Raw genomic sequence first — 21,354 nt, 5'->3', positions numbered from 1 at the left:
ACCCTCTCCCCATAGGGGAGAGGGGATAAAAACAAACCTTACCTTTGGAGACTCTGTGATGAATGACCATATTTGTCAGCAGATAGAGAATAGTGCGCACTACAGGGAGCTCGTCGATAAGCGGCAACGGTTTGCCTTCACCCTTTCCATCATCATGCTGATTATCTATGTCGGCTTTATTCTGCTGATCGCCTTTGCGCCGCACTGGCTGGGTACCCCGCTGCACGAGGGCACCAGCGTGACGCGCGGTATTCCGATTGGCATTGGCGTCATCGTGATTTCATTTGTGCTGACCGGCGTTTACGTCTGGCGCGCGAACGGTGAATTCGATCGCCTTAATAAAGCGGTACTGCAAGAGGTAAAAGCATCATGAAGAGAATTCTGACGGCGCTCGCCGCCACGCTTCCCTTTGCCGCCCACGCGGCAGATGCGATTACCGGCGAGGTACAGCGCCAGCCAACCAACTGGCAGGCGATTGTGATGTTCCTGATTTTCGTGGTGCTGACGCTGTATATCACTTACTGGGCGTCGAAACGCGTGCGCTCCCGTAACGATTACTACACCGCAGGCGGCAATATTACCGGCTTCCAGAACGGGCTGGCGATTGCGGGTGACTTTATGTCCGCCGCCTCGTTCCTCGGGATCTCCGCGCTGGTGTACACCTCCGGCTATGATGGCCTGATCTACTCCCTCGGCTTCCTCGTCGGCTGGCCGATCATTCTGTTCCTTATTGCCGAGCGCCTGCGCAATCTGGGCCGCTATACCTTCGCCGACGTGGCCTCGTATCGTCTGAAGCAGGGGCCGATTCGCACCCTCTCCGCCTGCGGCTCGCTGGTGGTGGTGGCGCTGTACCTGATTGCGCAGATGGTCGGCGCGGGTAAATTGATCGAACTGCTGTTCGGCCTGAACTACCACATCGCGGTAGTGCTGGTGGGCGTGCTGATGGTGATGTACGTTCTGTTCGGCGGCATGCTCGCCACCACCTGGGTGCAGATCATCAAAGCCGTTCTGCTGCTGTTCGGCGCCAGCTTTATGGCCTTTATGGTGATGAAGCACGTTGGCTTCAGCTTCAATAACCTGTTCACCGAAGCCATGGCGGTCCACCCGAAAGGGGAAGCCATCATGAGCCCGGGCGGGCTGGTGAAAGACCCGATATCGGCCCTGTCGCTCGGTCTGGGCCTGATGTTTGGTACCGCAGGCTTACCGCATATCCTGATGCGCTTCTTCACCGTGAGCGATGCGCGTGAAGCGCGCAAGAGCGTCTTCTACGCTACCGGCTTCATGGGCTACTTCTATATCCTGACCTTTATCATCGGCTTTGGCGCGATCATGCTGGTGGGGGCGAACCCGGCGTTTAAAGACACGGCGGGCGCGCTGATTGGCGGTAACAACATGGCGGCGGTGCATCTGGCGGACGCCGTGGGCGGTAACCTGTTCCTCGGCTTTATCTCTGCCGTAGCCTTCGCCACCATTCTTGCGGTGGTTGCGGGTTTAACGCTGGCCGGGGCGTCTGCGGTGTCGCACGACCTCTACGCCAACGTCTTCCGCAAAGGCGCGAGCGAGCGCGATGAGCTGAAGGTCTCGAAAATCACCGTGCTGGTGCTGGGCGTCGTGGCGATTCTGTTGGGCATTCTGTTCGAGAAGCAAAACATCGCCTTTATGGTGGGGCTGGCCTTCTCGATTGCGGCAAGCTGTAACTTCCCAATCATTCTGCTTTCCATGTACTGGTCGAAACTGACCACCCGTGGGGCGATGATTGGCGGCTGGCTGGGGCTGCTGACGGCGGTGATCCTGATGATTCTGGGACCAACCATTTGGGTGCAGATCCTCGGTCACGCAAGCGCCATCTTCCCGTATGAATACCCGGCGCTGTTCTCTATTGCCGTGGCGTTTATCGGTATCTGGGTCTTCTCGGCAACCGACAATTCGCCGGAGGGTAACCTGGAGCGTGAGAAATTCCGCGCCCAGTTTATCCGTTCACAAACCGGTCTCGGCGTTGAGCAGGGCCGCGCGCACTAAGCCTTTCTCCCCGGTCATTCTGGCCGGGGAGCTTAAAACATCACCCACGCCACCAGCGGCGCAACCAGCACCATCACCACGCCCGACAGCATCATGACCAGGCTCGCGACAACGCCCTCCTGCTGGCCCAGCTCATAGGAACGTGCCGTGCCCGCGCCGTGCGACGCCGCGCCAAATCCCGCGCCTTTGGCCATTCCTTCCCGAATAGAAAGCCGCAGAAAGAGCATATCGCCCACCGCCATCCCAAAGACGCCCGTCACCACCACAAACAGCGCCACCAGGTCCGGCTGTCCGCCGAGGGGTTTAGCCGCCGCCAGGGCGAACGGCGTGGTCACGGAGCGTACGGCCAGGCTGCGCTGAATTTCGTCGGGCAGCGTAAACAGCCGCGCCAGCCAGACGGAGCTACAGACCGCGACCACCGTGGCGGTAATCACGCCTGCGCTTAGCGACATCCAGTGGCGTTTGATAATCGCCAGGTTGTCGTAAACGGGCACGGCAAAGGCGATGGTCGCCGGGCCGAGCAGCCACAGCAGCCAGTGGGATTCACCAATATAGTTTTGCCAGGAGATATGGCCGAAGACCAGCATCAGCACCAGCAGGATCGGCGTAAAGACCAGCGGCATCAGCGGCAGGGCATGAAAACGGCGATACAGCCGCTTGTTGGCAAAGTAGATCCCGAGCGTCGCAATCAGGCACAGGACGCTGATCTGAAAGTTAGTCATGTTTGTGCCTGCTGATTTCAAACCGGTACACTTTATCCACGACCCAGGCGGTCGCTCCCAGCACCATCAGCGTACTCAGCGCGATCACCGCGAAGATGCGCCAGCCGTCCACCATCAGCAGCTGCGCATAGTTCACCACCGCCACCACGGCAGGGACAAAGAACAGCAGCATCTCCGCCAGCAGCCAGCGCGCCCCGGCGCGCACCCAGTTGAGGGGGATTACGCGACAGAGGATGAGCGTCAGCATCAGCAGCATCCCCACCAGGTTGGCAGGCAGCGGCAGGTGGAGCCAGCCGACAAGATATTCGGCGAAAACAAACAGTCCCGCGTAGAGCAGTACCTGAACCGGGACCTGGAGTCGTTGTACAACGGCAGGCGTAACACGGCTTAACGCCACGGCCATGGGGGTTTTCCTCAAAAATGAGACGAGGCGCCAGTATAGTGAGCGCACGGTGTGGACTGAAATGAATTAAAATCATCAAAGGTATAGTTTCGAGGAATAATCATGGACATAAGAACGCTGCGCTATTTTGTCGAAGTGGTTCGTCAGCAAAGTTTTACCCGCGCAGCGGAGAAGTTGTTTGTTACCCAGCCCACCATCAGCAAAATGCTGAAAAACCTCGAAGATGAACTGAACTGTACCCTGCTGATCCGCGACGGGCGCAAGCTGCTGCTGACCGACACCGGACGCGTGGTGTTCGAACGCGGGCTGGCGATTCTGGCGGAGTTCCGCCAGCTGGAAGCAGAGCTGGACGATATTAATCATCTGACCAAAGGGGTGCTTCGCCTCGGCATTCCCCCGATGGTCGGCATGATGATGGCCGGACCGATTAGCCTGTTTCGCCAGCGTTATCCCGGCGTAGAGCTGAAGATTTCGGAGTTTGGTGGGTTAACCGTCCAGCAGGCGGTCACTAACGGCGAGCTCGACGTGGCAATGACCGCCCTCCCCGTTGAGGAAGAGAGCGGCCTGGCGACGCTTCCGCTCTTTAGCCACCCGCTGTGCGTGCTGGTGCCCCGCTCCGGCGACTGGCTAAAGAGGGAGTCGGTGAAGCCTGAACTGCTCGGCGAGCACCCTCTGCTGATCTACAACGAAGACTTCGCCCTCAGCCGCCAGCTTATGACGCTGTTTAACCAGCATAACGTCAAGCCACGCATTGCGGTACGCAGCGGACAGTGGGATTTCCTGGCGGCGATGGTGCAGGCCGGCGTGGGAATTGCCATTCTGCCGCAGCCGATTTGCGAGCGTCTGGATAAAAACACGCTGCGCTGGATCCCACTGGAGAGCGATCTGCACTGGCAGTTAGGGATGATCTGGCGTGAAGGGGTCTATTTGTCGCAGAGCGCGCAGGCGTGGCTGCAGTGTTGTGAGGGGTTTTGGGTGCGGTCTGAATAGTGCCCGGTGGCGCTTACCGGCCTACGTTCGAACCGTAGGCCGGGTAAGGCGAAGCCGCCACCCGGCAAAACAGCGCTACTGATTCTCTATCAACAGCGCTTCCAGCAGGTCCAGATCGTGCAGCAGCTTTTGCAGCGTCTCGTTACTGATCTGGCGCGTGGCGCGCAGGTGATACAGTTCGGCGCGCTCTGAGCGCAGCGCCGCCAGGCGGAACCGGCGTTCCAGGTTCTCCTCCTGCAGCGAGCTTTCCACATCGTTACGCCCGTCCGCGCGGCGACGAAGGTTACCAATCACCCGGGAACTCACTTCCGTCAGCAGCTGATTGTCGATGTTCTCCTCCGCATCTGCGGCCAGACGCTCTTCCATTTTCTGGATGGCGACAATGGCCACTTCGGCGGTGGCTGCGCGCGCAATGCGCTCTTCCTTGTGCTGCTGGGTCGAATCGCCGACATCAATATGCTGCAGCAGGATCGGCAGCATAATCACGCCGACAAACAGTGAGAAGAGAATCACGCCCGCCGCCAGGAAGACCAGCTCGTAGCGCGCCGGGAAGACATCGCCTGTCGGCAGCAGCAGCGGAATGGAGAGCACACCGGCAAGGGTAATCGCCCCGCGTACGCCCGCAAAAGAGGCAATCAGCAGTTCACGCGTTGTCCACGAGCCGAACTCCATCGGTTTTTTCTTCAGGAAGCGGACGCTGAAGTTTTTCATCGTCCACAGCCAGCCGAAGCGCACCAGCATCAGCGCCATGTAAATCAGCACGATGTCGGTAAACAGCATCCAGACCTCAACGTTCGGGTCGGCCTCCGCCGCCACCAGCGAGGACTCCATAATGCCAGGCAGCTGCAGGCCCAGGAGCAGGAACACCATGCCGTTAAAGACAAACTCCAGCATGGCCCAGGTGCTGTTTGCACGCAGGCGCATGGCCAGCGGCGCGCGGCGCATTACGCCGGAACGGGTAATGGTCATCCCTGCCGCAACCGCTGCCAGAATGCCCGACACGCCGATATGTTCGGCAATCAGATAAGAGGCAAACGGCAGCAGGAACAGCAGTACGATCTGCGTAGCGGGTTCATCGCCGCCCCAGCGGCTGAGGAAGCGCAGCGAGCGGCCGTACAGCCAGCTCACCACGAAGCCTGCGAGAATACCGCCAATCGCCACCTTGAAGAATTCCAGCGTTGCGCCGCCGACGGTAAAGACCATCGTACCCATCGCTACGGCCACGGCAAACTTCAGGGCGACCAGGCCGGAGGCGTCGTTCATCAGCGCCTCACCCTGTAAAATCCCCATGATTTTCTTCGGAATACGGCCTTCACCCACAATGCCGGACAGCGCCACGGCATCGGTTGGCGACAGCACGGCGGCCAGCGCAAAAGCCGGTATTAACGGAATGCCCGGCACCGTCCAGTAGATCAGGCAACCAATCCCGACGACGGTGACCACCACCAGCGCAAGCGCCAGGCCGAAGATCTCTCGCCCGTGCTCAAGGAATTCGCGCGTGGGCGTTTTCCAGCCATCGGCAAAAAGCAGTGGCGGAATAAACAGCACGAGGAACAGTTCGGGGTCAAATTCCACGTGCAGGCCAAACGTCGGCCACGCCAGCAGCGCGCCGATGGCAATTTGCATTAATGGTAGGGGGACCTGAAAGGGCAGTACGCGTGTAACCACCCCGGATAGCGAGACCACAAGGGTCATGATGAGTATTGTGAAGAAGATTTCCATGCGTTCCCTGTTTGCTGTGTTGCTTATGTACTCCGGAAGGCGTCGTGCCTTTTATTCTATCTTCCCCAGAGTAACGCAAAAGGCAACAGGATGAGTCCTGAAAATAAAAACGGGCGGCCTGAGCCACCCGTTTTCGCATCAAAGGACAACTTAGATTGCCCAGCCGCCTGCGTAGAACGCCACCAGCGCAACGGCGATAACAACGGTGCCAACGTTCAGCTTGCGCCATTCACCGGAAACCAGACGACCGATCACCAGCGACGCGAAGCCGATCATAATGCCGGTCACGATGTTACAGGTCAGTACGATGAAGACCGCGGTAATCAGGCCAGACATCGCGTCCACAAAATCCGCAAAGTCGATTTTCGCCACGTTGCTCAGCATCAGCAGGCCAACGTACATCAGCGCTGGCGCGGTCGCGTACGCCGGAACCAGGTACGAGAGCGGAGAGAGGAACAAGATCAGCATGAACAGCACGCCGACGGTGATCGCCGTCAGGCCGGTTTTACCGCCTGCCGCCGTACCCGCCGCGGACTCGATGTACACCGCCGCAGGCGCCGCACCCACCAGACCAGAGAAGACGCTGCTCAGGGAGTCAGTGGTCAGCGCTTTGCCGCCGTCAATAATCTGACCGTCTTTATCCAGCAGGTTCGCCTGACCGGCCACCGCACGAATAGTACCGGTCGCGTCAAACACGGCGGTCATCACCAGCGCCAGCACGCTTGGGAGGATCACCGGGTTCAGCGCGCCAACGATATCCAGGCTGCCAATCAGAGAGTTGCCTTTGTCATCGCTCAGCGACGGCATGGCGAAAATGCCGGAGAAATGGACGTTCGGATCGAAAATCAGGCCCACAATCGACACGCCGATAATGGTCAGCAGAATGCCGCCCGGGACTTTTAGTTTTTCCAGACCGATAATCACCGCCAGTCCGATCAGCGACATGATCACCGGGAAGCTGGCGAAATGGCCGAGCGCCACCGGCAGGCCGTCCAGCGGGTTCTTGATGACCAGACCGACGCCGTTGGCGGCGATCAGCAGCAGGAACAGGCCGATGCCGATGCCGGTACCGTGCGCTACGCCCTGCGGCAGGTTGCGCAAGATCCAGCTACGGATGCCGGTCGCTGAAATAACGGTAAACAGCACACCCATCAGGAACACGGCGCCCAGCGCAACCGGTACGCTGATGTGCTGACCCAGCACCAGGCTGAACGCGGTAAACGCGGTCAGGGAGATGGCGCAACCAATCGCCAGCGGCAGGTTCGCCCACAGGCCCATCACGATAGAGCCCACGCCGGCCACAAGGCAGGTCGCTACAAAGACAGCCGCTGGCGGGAAGCCCGCTTTGCCCAGCATGCCCGGCACAACGATGACGGAATAAACCATCGCCAGAAACGTTGTCAAACCGGCAACGATTTCCTGACGCACGGTGCTGCCGCGGGCCGAAATTTTAAACATGGCGTCAAGTGAACCGCCAGTACGCGCAGATGGCGTAGACATAGAAAACATCCCCTGAGAGTTTTTTAGGAAGTCCGTAAGCGAGGTGGAGACGCCACTGCCAGCTAAACGTCAAATCCTTGTGTTGCGTTTGCGACGAAAGGGCGTCACAGAAAAAGCAAACGTTTAGCTCCGCGCTTACAAACGGGTGGTCAAATTAAGGCAAACGATTATCTAGCCTAATCCCCGCCCTTTTCAACTGAACTTTATCGTTTTTCGCTAAAATTCACTTATGACGCTGAAGAAATAAACAGAGGATGCGCAAACGTTATCGTCAATGCGCAATTTGTTTACATTTAATCCTCACCCGGGATGGATAACGGCCCCCCTTGTTCCAGGGTTCTTTGCCAGCCAGGGCTGTTCTCAACCTTACTTTTCCACGCCTGAATATGCGGCAGGTTGTTAATACCGCCGCGCGCCAGCAGGGCAAAAATCGGAAAGCTCATCTGGATGTCGGCCATGCTGAACGTATCCCCGGCAAACCAGCTGTTTTTAGCCAGATGTGATTCAATAAAGCGCGCATGGGTTTCCAGCTGGCGGTTGAGGTACGCTTTCTGCACCCCCTGCCCCAGCGCTTTCCCCAGGGTTCTGATACCAAACGGCACCGGCGGTTTGCCGAGGCTGCTGAAGACCAGCTTCATTAACAACAGCGGCATCAGCGATCCTTCCGCATAGTGCAGCCAGAAGCGGTACTGCACCTTATGCGCCGGATCTAAAGGCTTAAGCCGCGACTCGGGATCGTAAGTTTCCTGCAGGTACTCCAGAATGGCGCCAGACTCCGCAAGGATCAGCCCGTTATCTTCGATAACCGGTGATTTACCCAACGGATGTACCTTTTTGAGAGCCTCCGGCGCCAGCATGTTTTTTTGGCGCTGATAGTGAACGATCTCATAAGGCAGGCCGAGTTCTTCCAGCGCCCAGATGGCGCGGTGTGAGCGCGACTGGTTAAGGTGGTGTACCGTGAGCATGGCTTTCTCCTGTTATTCATACTTTTTAACTATAGAAAATTGAACAACACCGCGAAAAAAATTCGGCTAAAAACCGGTCAGCGACGCTGGCGAAAAAACGGGGCTTGCATAGAATTAAAGTGTCAGCACAATCCGGAACCTCCCCAACCAGCTCGACACTGAGGGGTGCTGACGTCGGGGGAAACCCTCCCGTGAACCAGCGGGATAGAGTGAAAGACAAAGACCGGGAAAAACTAAAGCGCCCTTATGTGGCGCTTTAGTTCTTTATGTGCTTTTTGCCGCGCAATCTCAATCCTCTTCCAGCAGCCGCGCCCCCGTCCCCTGCTCGCCCAGTTTGTCGCCGGGGTTACGCAGCGGGCAGTCGCTGCGCGACAGGCAGCCGCAGCCGATGCAGCCATCCAGCTCGTCACGCAGAGCGACCAGCGTGTGAATACGCCTGTCCAGCTCTTCACGCCACTGGGACGACAGCTCTTTCCACTCTTTCGGACTCAGCGTGTGCCCTTCCGGCAGTACCCCAAAGGCCTCACCGATCGTGGCCAGGGGAATTCCGATTCGTTGCGCAATTTTGATTATCGCCACGTAGCGGAGCACGTCGCGAGTATAGCGACGCTGGTTACCCCCGTTACGGATGCTCTTGATTAACCCTTTGCTTTCATAGAAGTGGAGCGCCGATACCGCAACGCCGCTTCGTTTCGCCACTTCACCGGGAGTTAAAAGCGCTTTAATTCGCGGCAATCTCTTTTCCATAAAACCTCTTTACCTCAAGTTAACTTGAGGAATTATACTCACCCGCAGAGAAAACGACGAATTAACCGAGATAGTTGTATCTACAGAGGGGCAACCTTATGTCGCATCAGCAGATTATTCAGACGCTTATTGAATGGATTGATGACCATATCGACCAACCGTTGAACATTGATGTGGTCGCGAAAAAGTCGGGCTATTCGAAATGGTATTTACAGAGAATGTTCCGCACGGTCATGCATCAGACGCTGGGTGAGTACATTCGCCAGCGCAGACTTCTGCTGGCAGCGCAGGCGCTACGCTCAACGCAGCGGCCCATTTTTGATATCGCGATGGATCTTGGCTATGTGTCGCAACAAACCTTTTCCCGCGTGTTTCGCCGCGAGTTTGACCGTACGCCGAGCGACTATCGCCACCAGTTGAATTAATCACTCTCAGTGCAAAGGCTGCTGCTGCCAGGTCATAAATTCCTGGGGCGGCATCGCTTTCGCGAAGTGCCATCCCTGACAAAACTGGACGCCGCGCTTCAACAGCCAGCTCACCTGCTCTGCCGTCTCTACCCCTTCCGCAATGGTTTTCAGGCGCAGGCTCTGCGCCATCTCGATAATATGCTCGGCGATCAGGTGGCTGGTACTGTTGGTCGTTAAGGTATCGATAAACGATTTATCGATCTTCAGGATATCCACGTTCAGCGAGTAGAGATTGTGCAGGTTCGAGTAGCCGGTACCGAAGTCATCGATCGCGACTTCATAACCCGCCTGACGGAAAGCCTGAATCACCGGCGTGGTTTTTGGCACATCGATAAAACCACGTTCCGTCACTTCAATTTTGATTTGCTGCGCGCGGACGGCGTAGTGGCGAGCCTTGTCGGAAATCATGGCGATCAGCCGCGAGGAGTGGAAATCCGTGGCCGACAGGTTAATCGAAATATAGAGATGCGGATGCTCCGCCAGGAAATGGCCCAGATCGTTGAACACCTCCTCAACGACATAGTCCGTAATCCGCTCGCTCATTCCCTCATTTTCCGCCAGCGGAATAAACTCAGCCGGGCTCATCACCTGCCCGTTAAAACCCGGCCAGCGTAACAACGCTTCCGCACCCACACACTGGTTGTTCTTGATATCAATAATCGGCTGATAGTGGACGCAAAGCTGTCGCTTGTTCAGCGCCCGGTGCAGTAAGCGCCCCGGCGAATTAAGCTCACGATGGGTACGGGACCATACCAGCAAAATAATAATGCTGCAGATCATGCCCAGCGGTAACGTCAACGTCGCCTGGTGATAAAGCGTTTCATAAAAGCGTTTATTCGATGTCGACACAATGGCCGCAATAGGTCTTTTGGGAGACGTTACTATCGTATAAAAGCGGTTATCTTTTTGAAATACCGATTCCTTATCTCGAATCATCGAATTTAATAAAGAAACATTGGCTTTCTGGCTAACCGAAAAGAAAGCATTGGTTACCGTGTCGTACACCCCCCACGAGAGAGAATGATCCGCGGACATGACTTCGCTGTATGAAAGCGGATTGACGACCACCACATAATTTCCGCGCTGCATATATGTCATTTTATAGCCAGTATAAAATGGGGTATCGCGATAATAATAGATAGCGACGTCAGGTTTACGCGTGTAATTAGCGACAGGAATAGCGTAGGGATGATCCGGTGTAAAAACGGTCGAACAAAGAAAATTCTGACCTTCAGCGTAAATTAAATCGGCGACAAACAGGCGGCCACGAACAACGTTCAGCATATATTGACGGTGTCCCGGCGTGCAAAGCTCACCCTGATATTTTTCAGCCTCGTCCCGGGCCAGCTCAACCTGTTGAATAACCAGCTCTGTTTTGTCCAAAGCCAGTTCAGCAAATGTGCGTAGCTGTGCGCTTGTTTCAGACACGGCGCGTAGCTGGGCAAACCATAGCGCAAGCATCACCGGCAGCATAACTACCATGATGATCCCTACCACCCTGAGCATTTTGCGCCGCGCGCTACGATTCATTTCCCGCCCTATATCCCTGCATGTTGTACGCCTGTAGTAATGAAGGCCGGATGCTTTGTTAAACAGGTGATTACGTTGCATGAATCATGCAAAGTTAGCAACTGACTTTTAGTATTAAAAATCTTAAATTTCGTTATGACGATAATATTTTCCCGTAAGTTAAACTGTAAGTATTCGTTCCGTTTCAATTAAGGGAAATAATTATCCAGCCCGCCGGGGCCGACGGAAAGATAACACAACAGGCGATCGTTGATTAAGCCAAACGTCTGACAGCATGAAAAAAGTACAACATCGTCATGACGTTTTATGCTATTTGCGCCGGGTACTGTGTTTGTTGATTTATAAATAATCAGTCTTGACCACAGTATTTTCAGTAATGGCGGAGAATAACGCCCCTGTTATAAAAACCGAATTTGCGGTATCCCCACTTACCCGACGGTCGTTTCCGGCACGTTGTGGGTTCACTTCCTCATGCGCCGAGGCTGGTCCTGCCTACAGAATCGCTTTTCCTGAGGAATAAAATCCTCTTTTTTGATCGCACTGGCACTGGCGAATAAATCATCAATTGTGATATAGTTCACACATATTTTGTAACGAGAAACACTGTTTCATTCAGTTCGTCTGTTTTGTAGAGGATGGGTTTTATGGCAACCATTACTACCAGCATGGTTCTTCTGCGCTGGCCTTTGTTGAGTGCGGTACTGATGTTTTTAGCCAGCACGCTGAACATTCAGTTTCGTAAATCTGACTATGCGGGTCTTGCTGTCATCAGCACCCTGCTGGGGCTGGGCGCTGCCTGCTGGTTTGCAACGGGTCTGCTTGGTATCACCCTGTTGGATATCGCTGCCGTCTGGGAAAATATTAAAGTGGTGATGGTTGAGGCGATGAGCCACACGCCGCCAGACTGGCCGATGGTGATTACCTGATCCCTTACGGAATAAAAAAACCCAGACGATGGTCTGGGTTTTTTTGTTTAGCACGCGGAAATCAGAACGGAATGTCGTCGTCGAAATCCATTGGCGGTTCGTTAGACGGCGCCGGAGCAGACTGCTGCTGCGGACGAGACTGTGCTCCGCCGCTGAACTGGTTGCCACCCTGCGGCTGCTGAGGCTGACCCCAACCGCCCTGCTGCTGGCTCTGACCGCCACCTGCAGGTGCGCCGCCGCCCTGACGGCCACCCAGCATCTGCATGGTGCCGCCCACGTTGACCACTACTTCAGTCGTATACTTCTCAGCTCCGGACTGATCGGTCCATTTGCGGGTACGCAGCTGGCCTTCGATATAGACCTGAGAACCTTTGCGCAGATATTCTCCGGCCACTTCGGCCAGTTTGCCAAACAGCACAACGCGGTGCCATTCGGTCTGCTCTTTCATCTCACCGGTCGCTTTATCACGCCAGGATTCGGAAGTAGCCAGCGTAATGTTGGCAACTGCGCCACCACTCGGCATGTAGCGTACTTCCGGGTCCTGGCCCAGATTACCGACGAGAATCACCTTGTTTACGCCTCTGCTGGCCATGTTCGTGTCTCCTGAATACGTTTCTTAATAGTGTAAACGCGCGAGTGTACCATTTCCATGCTGCACTTTGATAGTTGCGTAGCACGTTCCAGAGTTCTCCCGCAACTCAACATTGTTACACAGCGAATCAGAAAATGCATTCCAATACTGTATATTCAAACAGGTCAAATTGTGTCATAATTAGCCGTTTCTGACAGCCGTTTGTCCTTCAAACAAACCAGGCAATCCGTGTTCCAACCGGGAAAGGTGAATGGATAAGATCGAAGTTCGGGGCGCCCGCACCCACAATCTCAAGAATATCAACCTCATAATCCCTCGCGACAAACTCATTGTCGTGACCGGGCTTTCGGGGTCTGGCAAATCCTCACTGGCTTTCGACACTCTGTATGCCGAAGGACAGCGTCGTTACGTTGAATCGCTCTCGGCGTACGCTCGTCAGTTCCTGTCACTGATGGAAAAACCGGATGTCGACCATATTGAAGGGTTGTCACCTGCTATCTCTATTGAGCAGAAGTCCACGTCGCATAACCCGCGCTCAACGGTCGGTACCATTACCGAAATTCATGACTACCTGCGTCTGCTGTATGCCCGCGTGGGCGAGCCGCGCTGCCCGGACCACGACGTCCCGCTGGCGGCGCAAACCGTGAGCCAGATGGTCGATAACGTGCTGTCGCAGCCGGAAGGCAAGCGCCTGATGCTCCTTGCGCCAATCATCAAAGAGCGTAAGGGCGAACACACCAAAACGCTGGAAAACCTGGCAAGCCAGGGCTATATCCGCGCCCGTATCGACGGCGAAGTGTGTGACCTGTCCGATCCACCAAAGCTGGAGCTGCAGAAGAAGCACACCATCGAAGTGGTGATTGACCGCTTTAAGGTGCGCGACGATCTCGCCACGCGCCTGGCGGAATCCTTTGAAACGGCGCTGGAACTCTCTGGCGGCATGGCCGTGGTCTCCGACATGGACGATCCAAAAGCGGAAGAGCTGCTCTTCTCCGCCAACTTTGCCTGCCCGATTTGCGGCTACAGCATGCGCGAGCTGGAACCGCGCCTGTTCTCCTTTAACAACCCGGCGGGCGCGTGCCCGACGTGTGACGGCCTGGGCGTGCAGCAGTATTTCGATCCGGATCGCGTGATCCAGAACCCGGAGCTGTCGCTGGCGGGCGGGGCCATTCGCGGCTGGGACAAGCGTAACTTCTACTACTTCCAGATGCTGAAATCGCTGGCAGAACACTACAAGTTCGACGTTGAAGCGCCGTGGGCCAGCCTGAGCCCGAACGTGCACAAAGTGATCCTGTTCGGTTCCGGTAAAGAGAACATCGAGTTCAAATACATGAACGATCGCGGCGATACCTCCGTGCGTCGCCACCCGTTCGAAGGGGTGCTGCACAACATGGAGCGCCGCTACAAAGAGACTGAATCCAGCGCGGTGCGCGAGGAGCTGGCGAAGTTCATCAGCAACCGCTCCTGTGCCACCTGTGAAGGAACGCGCCTGCGCCGCGAAGCGCGCCACGTGTTTGTGGAAAACACGGCGCTGCCGACCATCTCAGACATGAGCATCGGCCACGCGATGGACTTCTTCAATAACCTGAAGCTCTCCGGCCAGCGCGCGAAAATAGCCGAAAAAGTGCTGAAAGAGATTGGCGATCGCCTGAAATTCCTGGTGAACGTCGGCCTGAACTACCTGACGTTATCCCGCTCGGCAGAAACGCTCTCCGGCGGTGAAGCGCAGCGTATACGTCTGGCGAGCCAGATTGGCGCGGGTCTGGTAGGCGTGATGTACGTACTGGATGAGCCGTCCATCGGCTTGCACCAGCGCGACAACGAGCGTCTGCTCGGCACGCTGGTCCACCTGCGCAACCTCGGCAACACGGTAATCGTGGTCGAGCACGATGAAGATGCGATCCGCGCGGCTGATCACGTGATCGATATTGGTCCGGGCGCAGGCGTACACGGCGGGCAGGTGGTTGCAGAAGGGACGCTGAAGGACATCATGGCGGTGCCCGAATCGCTGACCGGCCAGTACATGAGCGGCAAGCGTAAGATTGAGGTGCCAAAACAGCGCGTAGCGGCAGATCCAGAAAAAGTGCTGAAGCTGACCGGCGCGCGCGGCAACAACCTCAAAGACGTCACCCTGACGCTGCCTGTTGGCCTGTTTACCTGTATCACCGGCGTATCCGGTTCCGGTAAATCGACGCTGATCAACGATACGCTGTTCCCGATTGCGCAGACGGCGCTGAACGGCGCGACGCTGGCCGAGCCGGCGCCGTACCGTGACATCCAGGGGCTGGAGCATTTCGACAAAGTTATCGATATTGACCAGAGCCCGATTGGCCGTACCCCGCGCTCTAACCCGGCAACCTATACCGGCGTCTTCACGCCCGTACGTGAACTGTTTGCCGGTGTGCCGGAAGCACGCTCCCGCGGCTATACGCCAGGACGTTTCAGCTTTAACGTACGCGGTGGCCGCTGCGAAGCGTGCCAGGGCGATGGCGTGATCAAGGTTGAGATGCACTTCCTGCCGGATATCTACGTGCCGTGCGACCAGTGCAAAGGCAAGCGCTATAACCGAGAAACGCTGGAGATTAAGTACAAAGGCAAGACCATCCACGAAGTGCTGGACATGACCATCGAAGAGGCGCGCGAATTCTTTGATGCCGTTCCTGCGCTGGCGCGTAAGCTGCAGACGCTGATGGACGTGGGCCTGACCTACATTCGTCTGGGGCAGTCGGCAACCACGCTGTCCGGCGGCGAAGCGCAGCGCGTGAAGCTGGCGCGCGAGCTGTCAAAACGCGGCACCGGTCAGACGCTCTACATTCTGGACGAGCCGACCACCGGCCTGCACTTTGCCGATATCCAGCAGCTGCTCGACGTGCTGCATCAGTTGCGCGATCAGGGCAACACTATCGTGGTCATCGAACATAACCTGGACGTGATTAAAACCGCGGACTGGATTGTCGATCTCGGCCCGGAAGGCGGCAGCGGCGGCGGTGAAATTCTCGTCTCCGGTACGCCAGAGACGGTTGCAGAGTGCGAAGCCTCGCACACTGCGCGCTTCCTTAAACCGTTGCTGTAATTGTCACACGGAGAGCTGCTGTCGGGTCGTTTCCGGCAGCAGCTCAACCGCCTGCTGATAGGACGCGTCCACCAGGTAGTAAATTTGCGAGCCTGGAATCGATCCATCCAGATAGACGGTGCTCCAGTGCGCCTTATTCAGGTGCTTGCTCGGCCTCACGTCATCATGCTGTTGACGTAGCAAATCAGCCAGTTCAGGGCTGGTTTTCAGCGACGCCGCAGGACGGCCTTCCACCTCTTTCACCATCGCAAACAGCACATCCCCCACCTTAACCTGCGTGGCTTTCCAGTCGCTATGGACGCTCTGCTCCGCGCCGGGCTTGCTCATGCAGTACTGAAGTATCTCCGAAATTGTCATCTTTATTCCCCTTGTAGCGTGGCGATAATTTTACGCGAACCACCGTGAATGCGATGCTCTCCCAGCCAGATCCCCTGCCACGTTCCCAACAGCAGCCGCCCGTTGTGAACCGGCAGCATAAGCGATACGCCCAACAGGGAGGATTTAATATGCGAAGGCATATCGTCTGCCCCCTCATAGTCATGCTCATAAGGAGCGTTGTCCGGGACGCTCTTCAGAAAATGGTGCTCCATGTCTGACCGGACGGTGGGATCGCAATTTTCATTAAGCGTGAGAGAGGCAGACGTGTGCTGAAGGAGCAGATGCAGCAAACCCGTTTTGACCCGCGGCAGGTCGCGGATTTGCCCGATGACTTCGTCCGTCACCAGATGAAATCCGCGTGGTTTCGCGCTTAAGGTCAGGGTCTGTTGATACCACATGTGCTGCTCCGTAATGAAAGATGAATCTTTCTAAGTGTGCAGCAAGAAGGCAAAAGGTAAAACCCGCAGCGACGAGATTTGCTTAAAAAAGAGTCAAACTCGTCGCCTGCGGTTTAATACTCAGAGTTCACAATGACCTCTTCGCCAAACTTTCCGGCCATCGGCAGCGGTCGATAGGTGGAGTTAGAGGCACGCAATACCCTGATTCCTCTGGCACCCACGTCATGCGCGGCGGTGATGTCGTTATCCGAATCGCCGTAGAATACTTTGATATTTTTCTTTTCCAGCCACTGGGTTTTGGTGTTTTGCCCTTCTTTGTCACCAGCAAAAATCACCGGATTCATGCTGGTCGCCGGGATCTGGAAATCATCCTGCAGCGTTTTCGAGACGGTTTCCGTTTTGGTCTGACTGCGGCCGGTCACAAAATAAATGCTGTCACCGCGCTTCACGTGCATGGCAATAAGTGCACGGGCAACCTCTTTCGGGATGCTGAATTCGTCCCAGCCGTTATTCATTTTTTCCCAGAATTCCGGGTTCTTCAGATACGCTTCGCTGTCGGGTGAATACGTTTTCTTCCCGCGCCAGAAGCCAGGGCTTGAGAACAGCACGGTATCGTCAATGTCAAAGCCCACGGCCATTGGCGCGCGGCCCATCAGGCTGTTTTCGATTTGGGCCACGGAAACCCAGTGAATAGGTGCCTGCTCGGCAAGAATGGCGGCGGTGGTGCCGGTGTAAAGCGGCGTCGGGGCAGAAGCTCGCGCGACGACGGCGCTATTAAGCGAGAACAATAAGCAGGCGGCGCTGAGCGCCAGTGTGATCTTGCGCATATTTTCCCCTGAAAATTCAGTTTGTTATCGTTTTAATTTGAGCGAACGGTCAAAAAACTATCCGACCATAACCCCAGCGGGAGGTGAAGGGAAGGAGTTTTTACTTATGAAGATGAATAAAAAGAAGATGATCACAAAGCGCAGATGTGACGTGTAGGCCCGGTAACCGGGCAAGATTCTTGTGCGGCCTGATGCCCTCACCCCAACCCTCTCCCACAGGGAGAGGGGAAAATGAATAGTGAGTACTTACATTACAGCAGCAAACGCCTGCGCCACGCGATGAACGTTGCTGGAATTCAGACCCGCCACGCACATACGGCCGCTGCCGATGAGATAAACGCCGAACTCTTCGCGAAGGCGATCGACCTGCGCCGCGCTCAGTCCGGTATAGCTGAACATCCCGCGCTGCTTGAGCAGATAGTCGAAGTTATGTCCCGGCACCGCCTCTTTCAGGACGTTAACCAGTTCCTGACGCATCGAAAGAATGCGCTTACGCATCGCTTCCACTTCGCCAAGCCAGGACGCTTTCAGCTGCTCGTCACCGAGAACCGTCGCCACCACCTGCGCACCAAAGTTTGGCGGGCTGGAGTAGATACGGCGTACCGTCGCTTTCAGCTGGCCGAGCACGCGGCTGGCTGCTTCGGCATCCTCACACACTACGGACAGACCGCCAACGCGTTCACCGTACAGGGAGAAGATTTTAGAGAAGGAGTTACTAACCAGAGCAGGCAGCCCGGCGCTGGCTACGGCGCGGATGGCGTAAGCATCTTCTTCCATGCCCGCGCCAAATCCCTGGTAGGCAATGTCGAGGAACGGGATCAGGTCACGGGCCTTCAGTACCTCAATCACCGCATCCCACTGGGCGTTAGTGAGATCTGCACCGGTCGGGTTATGGCAGCATGGGTGCAGCAGCACAATACTGCGCGCCGGCAGCGTGTTCAGTTTTTCCAACAGCGCTTCAACGCGCACGCCGTTAGTTTTGCTGTCGAACCATGGATAGGTCTCGACCTTAAAGCCTGCGCCCTCGAAGATCGCAACGTGGTTTTCCCACGTCGGGTCACTGACCCACACGCCTGAATCCGGGAAGTATTTTTTCAGGAAGTCTGCACCCACTTTCAGCGCACCCGAGCCGCCCAGCGTCTGGATGGTCGCCACGCGTTTTTGCGCGAGCACCGCGTGATCGGCGCCGAACAGCAGCGGTGCAATGGTGTTGCGATAAGCGTTTAGCCCTTCCATTGGCAGATAAAGAGAAGCGCCGTGTGGAACAGCGTTCAGACGCGCTTCGGCTTCGGCAACGGCTTTTAATTGAGGAATGATGCCATCCTCGTTGTAATACAGACCGATGCTGAGGTTCACTTTGTCGCTACGAGGATCTTCTTTGAAACGCTCCATTAAGGAGAGGATAGGGTCGCCGGCATAGGCGTCAACTTTCTGAAACACGCGATGGTTCTCCGGAATTCGATGAGGCAGGGATTTCAACAATAAACCGGAAGCAGGTGAAGGTCGAGAGGATGTTAATAAAGTTGGAGCGAGGATAAAAACCTCACTCCATTGGCGGTTCAATCAATGTACTTCATCGCCACCCGCGACGTCAGGCGGGTGATGAGTTCGTAAGCACTTACTTTTGTTATTTCAGCAATACGCTCAACGGGTAAACCTTCACCCCACATCACCACATCGTCGCCGGGCTTATCCTGGGCTTCAGGCCCCAGATCGACACAAATCATGTCCATCGCCACGCGGCCAACGATCTTCACCTCTCGACCGTTGACCAGAACCGGCGTACCCGACGGCGCGGCACGGGGATAGCCGTCGCCATAGCCCATCGCCACCACGCCAAGACGGGTATCACGCTCGCTGGTCCAGGTACCGCCGTAGCCCACCGGCTCACCCGCTTTATGGTCACGCACGGCAATCAGGTTAGAGACCAGCGACATGACCGGCTGGAAGCCAAAATCCGGCCCCCAGGGCTTGTTCTCCAGCGGTGATACGCCGTAAAGGATGATACCCGGTCGCGCCCAGTCGAAGTGCGACTGCGGCCACAGCAGGATCCCGCCGGAAGCTGCGATCGAGCGCATCCCCGGCTTGCCTTCGCAGAAGGTATTAAAGATATCCAGCTGCCGCTCGGTTGCACCGCACTCGGGCTCATCGGCACGGGCGAAGTGGCTAACAATATTCACCGGCTGGCGCACGTTTTTGCACCGGCATAAACGCTGGTAAAACGCTTCCGCGCTTTCAGGACGCACGCCCAGACGGTGCATGCCCGTGTCGAGCTTCATCCAGACGGTCACCGGCTCGCTCAGCTCGGCGGTTTCAAGTGCGGCCAGCTGTTCTTCATTGTGTACCGCCGTGTGCAGATGCTGGTCAGCAATGGTTGGCAGATCGCTGGCTTCGAAAAAGCCTTCGAGGAGGAGAATCGGTTGGGTAATCCCCCCCGCGCGCAAGCGGAGGGCTTCTTCAAGACGGGCGACGCCAAAGGCATCGGCATCGGGGAGCGTTCGCGCGGTCTCAAGAAGACCGTGTCCGTAAGCGTTCGCTTTCACGACTGCAACGAGCTTGCTGGCAGGCGCCAGTTCACGCAGACGTTGCAGGTTGTGTCGCAGAGCGCGGCGGTTAATAACAACAGTTGCCGCTTGCATTTGAATTCCTTAGAAATTACTCATCATCATATTGAGGACCGGCATAGTTGTCGAAACGCGACCACTGTCCGTTAAAGGTCAGACGCACCGTCCCGATTGGGCCGTTACGTTGTTTACCAATAATAATTTCGGCGATCCCTTTCAGGTCGCTGTTCTCGTGATAAACCTCATCACGGTAGATGAACATGATTAAGTCGGCATCCTGCTCGATGGAGCCGGATTCACGCAGGTCGGAGTTGACCGGGCGCTTGTCGGCGCGTTGTTCCAGGGAGCGGTTCAGCTGCGACAGCGCGACCACCGGCACGTGCAGCTCTTTGGCTAACGCCTTGAGCGAGCGGGAAATCTCCGCAATTTCCAGCGTACGGTTGTCTGAAAGCGACGGGACGCGCATCAGCTGAAGGTAGTCGATCATGATGAGGCCGATGCCACCGTGTTCACGGGCGATACGACGCGCGCGGGAGCGCACTTCCGTCGGCGTCAGGCCGGAAGAGTCATCGATATAGATGTTACGTTTTTCCAGCAGAATGCCCATGGTGCCGGAGATGCGCGCCCAGTCTTCATCATCAAGCTGGCCGGTACGGATGCGGGTCTGATCCACGCGAGACAGCGATGCCAGAGAACGCATCATAATCTGCTCGGAGGGCATCTCAAGGCTGAAGATCAGCACCGGCTTATCCTGCAACATCGCCGCGTTTTCGACGAGGTTCATCGCAAATGTCGTTTTACCCATCGACGGACGCGCGGCGACGATGATCAAATCCGACGGCTGCAGACCGGCGGTTTTCTTGTTGAGATCGTCATAGCCGGTGTTCACCCCGGTCACACCGTCGTGAGGCTGCTGGAACAGCTGTTCGATACGGGCGACGGTGGCGTCGAGCACATCGGCGATATTTTTTGGGCCTTCGTCTTTGTTGGCGCGGCTTTCGGCGATTTTAAAAACGCGGGACTCGGCAAGGTCAAGCAGGTCTTCGCTGGTGCGCCCCTGCGGATCAAAACCGGCTTCGGCGATCTCGTTCGCCACCGAGATCATCTCGCGGACGACGGCACGTTCGCGCACGATATCGGCATAAGCGCTGATGTTCGCCGCACTAGGCGTGTTTTTTGACAGTTCCGCCAGATAGGCAAACCCACCGCAGCTGTCAAGCTGACCAAGACGCTCCAGTGATTCCGCGAGCGTGATCAGGTCGATCGGGCTGCCCGACTCCTGCAGACGCGCCATTTCGGTAAAGATGTGGCGGTGCGGGCGGGTGTAGAAATCTTCCGCCACGATGCGCTCGGCGACGTCGTCCCAGCGCTCGTTATCCAGCATTAAACCGCCCAACACCGACTGTTCCGCTTCAATCGAGTGCGGCGGGACCTTTAACCCTGCGACCTGGAAATCACGCTCGCGAGGTTCAGTCTGTTTGTTGAAGGGTTTGTTTCCTGCCATAGTGAATGGAGTTACCGAGATAAAGAG

At 56.4% G+C, this 21,354-nt stretch carries 20 protein-coding genes; 6 read left to right on the top strand and 14 right to left on the bottom strand.

Annotation, left to right across the window (positions count from 1 at the left end; all coding sequences use genetic code 11):
• The first annotated feature begins 58 nt into the window (after window positions 1-58).
• Together KGP22_RS01520 and actP are read left to right on the top strand one after the other, a co-directional pair.
• Window positions 59-373 carry a DUF485 domain-containing protein gene (locus KGP22_RS01520; protein ID WP_008503396.1) on the top strand — a complete coding sequence of 105 codons (315 nt, stop codon included), beginning with the start codon at window positions 59-61 and terminating at the stop codon, window positions 371-373.
• A complete protein-coding gene (actP, locus tag KGP22_RS01515; protein WP_149367225.1) occupies window positions 370-2,019 on the top strand; it encodes a cation/acetate symporter ActP in 1,650 nt (549 codons plus the stop codon). Before KGP22_RS01520 ends, actP begins: the two co-directional genes overlap by 4 nt.
• 32 nt (window positions 2,020-2,051) lie before the next feature.
• Here actP and KGP22_RS01510 read toward each other — a convergent pair whose 3' ends face one another.
• Window positions 2,052-2,741, bottom strand: a complete 690-nt coding sequence (locus tag KGP22_RS01510) for an LrgB family protein (RefSeq protein WP_024906731.1) — start codon at window positions 2,739-2,741, stop codon at window positions 2,052-2,054.
• The gene (locus tag KGP22_RS01505) at window positions 2,734-3,144 is read right to left on the bottom strand and encodes a CidA/LrgA family protein (RefSeq protein ID WP_021242769.1); all 411 of its coding nucleotides are present in this window, start codon (window positions 3,142-3,144) and stop codon (window positions 2,734-2,736) included. The genes KGP22_RS01510 and KGP22_RS01505 overlap by 8 nt, the downstream gene beginning before the upstream one ends.
• Window positions 3,145-3,246: 102 nt before the next feature.
• Here KGP22_RS01505 and KGP22_RS01500 point away from each other — a divergent pair, with 102 nt between their 5' ends.
• The gene (locus KGP22_RS01500; RefSeq protein ID WP_024906729.1) at window positions 3,247-4,134 is read left to right on the top strand and encodes a LysR family transcriptional regulator; all 888 of its coding nucleotides are present in this window, start codon (window positions 3,247-3,249) and stop codon (window positions 4,132-4,134) included.
• Between the two features lie 75 nt (window positions 4,135-4,209).
• Here KGP22_RS01500 and KGP22_RS01495 read toward each other — a convergent pair whose 3' ends face one another.
• The 4 genes from KGP22_RS01495 to soxR all read right to left on the bottom strand — a co-directional run bounded on the left by KGP22_RS01495 (window position 4,210) and on the right by soxR (window position 9,068).
• A complete protein-coding gene (locus KGP22_RS01495; RefSeq protein ID WP_223581003.1) occupies window positions 4,210-5,856 on the bottom strand; it encodes a Na+/H+ antiporter in 1,647 nt (548 codons plus the stop codon).
• 150 nt (window positions 5,857-6,006) lie between these two features.
• Window positions 6,007-7,356, bottom strand: coding sequence for a guanine/hypoxanthine transporter GhxP (gene ghxP / locus KGP22_RS01490; RefSeq protein ID WP_008503390.1), 1,350 nt, complete (start codon window positions 7,354-7,356; stop codon window positions 6,007-6,009).
• A 293-nt stretch (window positions 7,357-7,649) separates the two neighbouring features.
• The gene (locus KGP22_RS01485; RefSeq protein WP_149367224.1) at window positions 7,650-8,321 is read right to left on the bottom strand and encodes a glutathione S-transferase; all 672 of its coding nucleotides are present in this window, start codon (window positions 8,319-8,321) and stop codon (window positions 7,650-7,652) included.
• Between the two features lie 288 nt (window positions 8,322-8,609).
• A complete protein-coding gene (gene soxR / locus KGP22_RS01480; RefSeq protein ID WP_008503388.1) occupies window positions 8,610-9,068 on the bottom strand; it encodes a redox-sensitive transcriptional activator SoxR in 459 nt (152 codons plus the stop codon).
• A 98-nt stretch (window positions 9,069-9,166) separates the two neighbouring features.
• On the opposite strand from soxR, the gene soxS reads away from it, so the two are divergent.
• The gene (gene soxS / locus KGP22_RS01475; RefSeq protein ID WP_008503387.1) at window positions 9,167-9,493 is read left to right on the top strand and encodes a superoxide response transcriptional regulator SoxS; all 327 of its coding nucleotides are present in this window, start codon (window positions 9,167-9,169) and stop codon (window positions 9,491-9,493) included.
• Window positions 9,494-9,499: 6 nt separating this feature from the next.
• On the opposite strand, the gene KGP22_RS01470 is transcribed toward soxS, so the two are convergent.
• Window positions 9,500-11,065, bottom strand: a complete 1,566-nt coding sequence (locus KGP22_RS01470; RefSeq protein ID WP_111964200.1) for an EAL domain-containing protein — start codon at window positions 11,063-11,065, stop codon at window positions 9,500-9,502.
• Window positions 11,066-11,709: 644 nt separating this feature from the next.
• Here KGP22_RS01470 and KGP22_RS01465 point away from each other — a divergent pair.
• Window positions 11,710-11,991, top strand: coding sequence for a YjcB family protein (locus tag KGP22_RS01465; protein WP_008503385.1), 282 nt, complete (start codon window positions 11,710-11,712; stop codon window positions 11,989-11,991).
• A 61-nt stretch (window positions 11,992-12,052) separates the two neighbouring features.
• Here KGP22_RS01465 and ssb1 read toward each other — a convergent pair whose 3' ends face one another.
• The gene (gene ssb1, locus KGP22_RS01460; RefSeq protein WP_023310055.1) at window positions 12,053-12,583 is read right to left on the bottom strand and encodes a single-stranded DNA-binding protein SSB1; all 531 of its coding nucleotides are present in this window, start codon (window positions 12,581-12,583) and stop codon (window positions 12,053-12,055) included.
• Between the two features lie 250 nt (window positions 12,584-12,833).
• On the opposite strand from ssb1, the gene uvrA reads away from it, so the two are divergent.
• Window positions 12,834-15,656, top strand: coding sequence for an excinuclease ABC subunit UvrA (uvrA, locus tag KGP22_RS01455; protein ID WP_223581001.1), 2,823 nt, complete (start codon window positions 12,834-12,836; stop codon window positions 15,654-15,656).
• A gap of 3 nt (window positions 15,657-15,659) precedes the next feature.
• Here uvrA and KGP22_RS01450 read toward each other — a convergent pair whose 3' ends face one another.
• The 6 genes from KGP22_RS01450 to dnaB form a co-directional block, all read right to left on the bottom strand.
• Entirely contained in the window at window positions 15,660-16,013 is a 354-nt protein-coding gene (locus KGP22_RS01450; protein ID WP_111964201.1) for an MmcQ/YjbR family DNA-binding protein, read from the bottom strand.
• 2 nt (window positions 16,014-16,015) lie between these two features.
• Complete coding sequence (locus KGP22_RS01445; protein ID WP_111964202.1) at window positions 16,016-16,432, bottom strand: secondary thiamine-phosphate synthase enzyme YjbQ; 417 nt, start codon at window positions 16,430-16,432, stop codon at window positions 16,016-16,018.
• A gap of 113 nt (window positions 16,433-16,545) precedes the next feature.
• Window positions 16,546-17,259: an acid phosphatase AphA gene (gene aphA, locus KGP22_RS01440; protein WP_059347291.1), complete on the bottom strand. Its 714-nt coding sequence runs from the start codon at window positions 17,257-17,259 to the stop codon at window positions 16,546-16,548.
• A gap of 246 nt (window positions 17,260-17,505) precedes the next feature.
• Entirely contained in the window at window positions 17,506-18,699 is a 1,194-nt protein-coding gene (gene tyrB / locus KGP22_RS01435) for an aromatic amino acid transaminase (protein ID WP_223580997.1), read from the bottom strand.
• Window positions 18,700-18,818: 119 nt separating this feature from the next.
• Entirely contained in the window at window positions 18,819-19,898 is a 1,080-nt protein-coding gene (gene alr, locus KGP22_RS01430) for an alanine racemase (protein WP_032662599.1), read from the bottom strand.
• Between the two features lie 16 nt (window positions 19,899-19,914).
• Entirely contained in the window at window positions 19,915-21,327 is a 1,413-nt protein-coding gene (gene dnaB / locus KGP22_RS01425) for a replicative DNA helicase (RefSeq protein ID WP_223580994.1), read from the bottom strand.
• Window positions 21,328-21,354 lie beyond the last annotated feature (27 nt).

The sequence above is a fragment of the Enterobacter sp. JBIWA005 genome, assembly GCF_019968805.1.
Classification (GTDB): domain Bacteria; phylum Pseudomonadota; class Gammaproteobacteria; order Enterobacterales; family Enterobacteriaceae; genus Enterobacter; species Enterobacter vonholyi.
Note: the sequence above shows the minus strand (reverse complement) of the source record. Positions and strands in the feature narration are given on the sequence as shown.

Bases quoted from the DNA above. Each gene is read 5' to 3' on its own strand.
- KGP22_RS01520 (WP_008503396.1), top strand. From the start codon at position 59: ATGAATGACCATATTTGTCAGCAGATAGAGAATAGTGCGCACTACAGG.
- actP (WP_149367225.1), top strand. From the start codon at position 370: ATGAAGAGAATTCTGACGGCGCTCGCCGCCACGCTTCCCTTTGCCGCC.
- KGP22_RS01510 (WP_024906731.1), bottom strand. From the start codon at position 2,741: ATGACTAACTTTCAGATCAGCGTCCTGTGCCTGATTGCGACGCTCGGG.
- KGP22_RS01505 (WP_021242769.1), bottom strand. From the start codon at position 3,144: ATGGCCGTGGCGTTAAGCCGTGTTACGCCTGCCGTTGTACAACGACTC.
- KGP22_RS01500 (WP_024906729.1), top strand. From the start codon at position 3,247: ATGGACATAAGAACGCTGCGCTATTTTGTCGAAGTGGTTCGTCAGCAA.
- KGP22_RS01495 (WP_223581003.1), bottom strand. From the start codon at position 5,856: ATGGAAATCTTCTTCACAATACTCATCATGACCCTTGTGGTCTCGCTA.
- ghxP (WP_008503390.1), bottom strand. From the start codon at position 7,356: ATGTCTACGCCATCTGCGCGTACTGGCGGTTCACTTGACGCCATGTTT.
- KGP22_RS01485 (WP_149367224.1), bottom strand. From the start codon at position 8,321: ATGCTCACGGTACACCACCTTAACCAGTCGCGCTCACACCGCGCCATC.
- soxR (WP_008503388.1), bottom strand. From the start codon at position 9,068: ATGGAAAAGAGATTGCCGCGAATTAAAGCGCTTTTAACTCCCGGTGAA.
- soxS (WP_008503387.1), top strand. From the start codon at position 9,167: ATGTCGCATCAGCAGATTATTCAGACGCTTATTGAATGGATTGATGAC.
- KGP22_RS01470 (WP_111964200.1), bottom strand. From the start codon at position 11,065: ATGAATCGTAGCGCGCGGCGCAAAATGCTCAGGGTGGTAGGGATCATC.
- KGP22_RS01465 (WP_008503385.1), top strand. From the start codon at position 11,710: ATGGCAACCATTACTACCAGCATGGTTCTTCTGCGCTGGCCTTTGTTG.
- ssb1 (WP_023310055.1), bottom strand. From the start codon at position 12,583: ATGGCCAGCAGAGGCGTAAACAAGGTGATTCTCGTCGGTAATCTGGGC.
- uvrA (WP_223581001.1), top strand. From the start codon at position 12,834: ATGGATAAGATCGAAGTTCGGGGCGCCCGCACCCACAATCTCAAGAAT.
- KGP22_RS01450 (WP_111964201.1), bottom strand. From the start codon at position 16,013: ATGACAATTTCGGAGATACTTCAGTACTGCATGAGCAAGCCCGGCGCG.
- KGP22_RS01445 (WP_111964202.1), bottom strand. From the start codon at position 16,432: ATGTGGTATCAACAGACCCTGACCTTAAGCGCGAAACCACGCGGATTT.
- aphA (WP_059347291.1), bottom strand. From the start codon at position 17,259: ATGCGCAAGATCACACTGGCGCTCAGCGCCGCCTGCTTATTGTTCTCG.
- alr (WP_032662599.1), bottom strand. From the start codon at position 19,898: ATGCAAGCGGCAACTGTTGTTATTAACCGCCGCGCTCTGCGACACAAC.
- dnaB (WP_223580994.1), bottom strand. From the start codon at position 21,327: ATGGCAGGAAACAAACCCTTCAACAAACAGACTGAACCTCGCGAGCGT.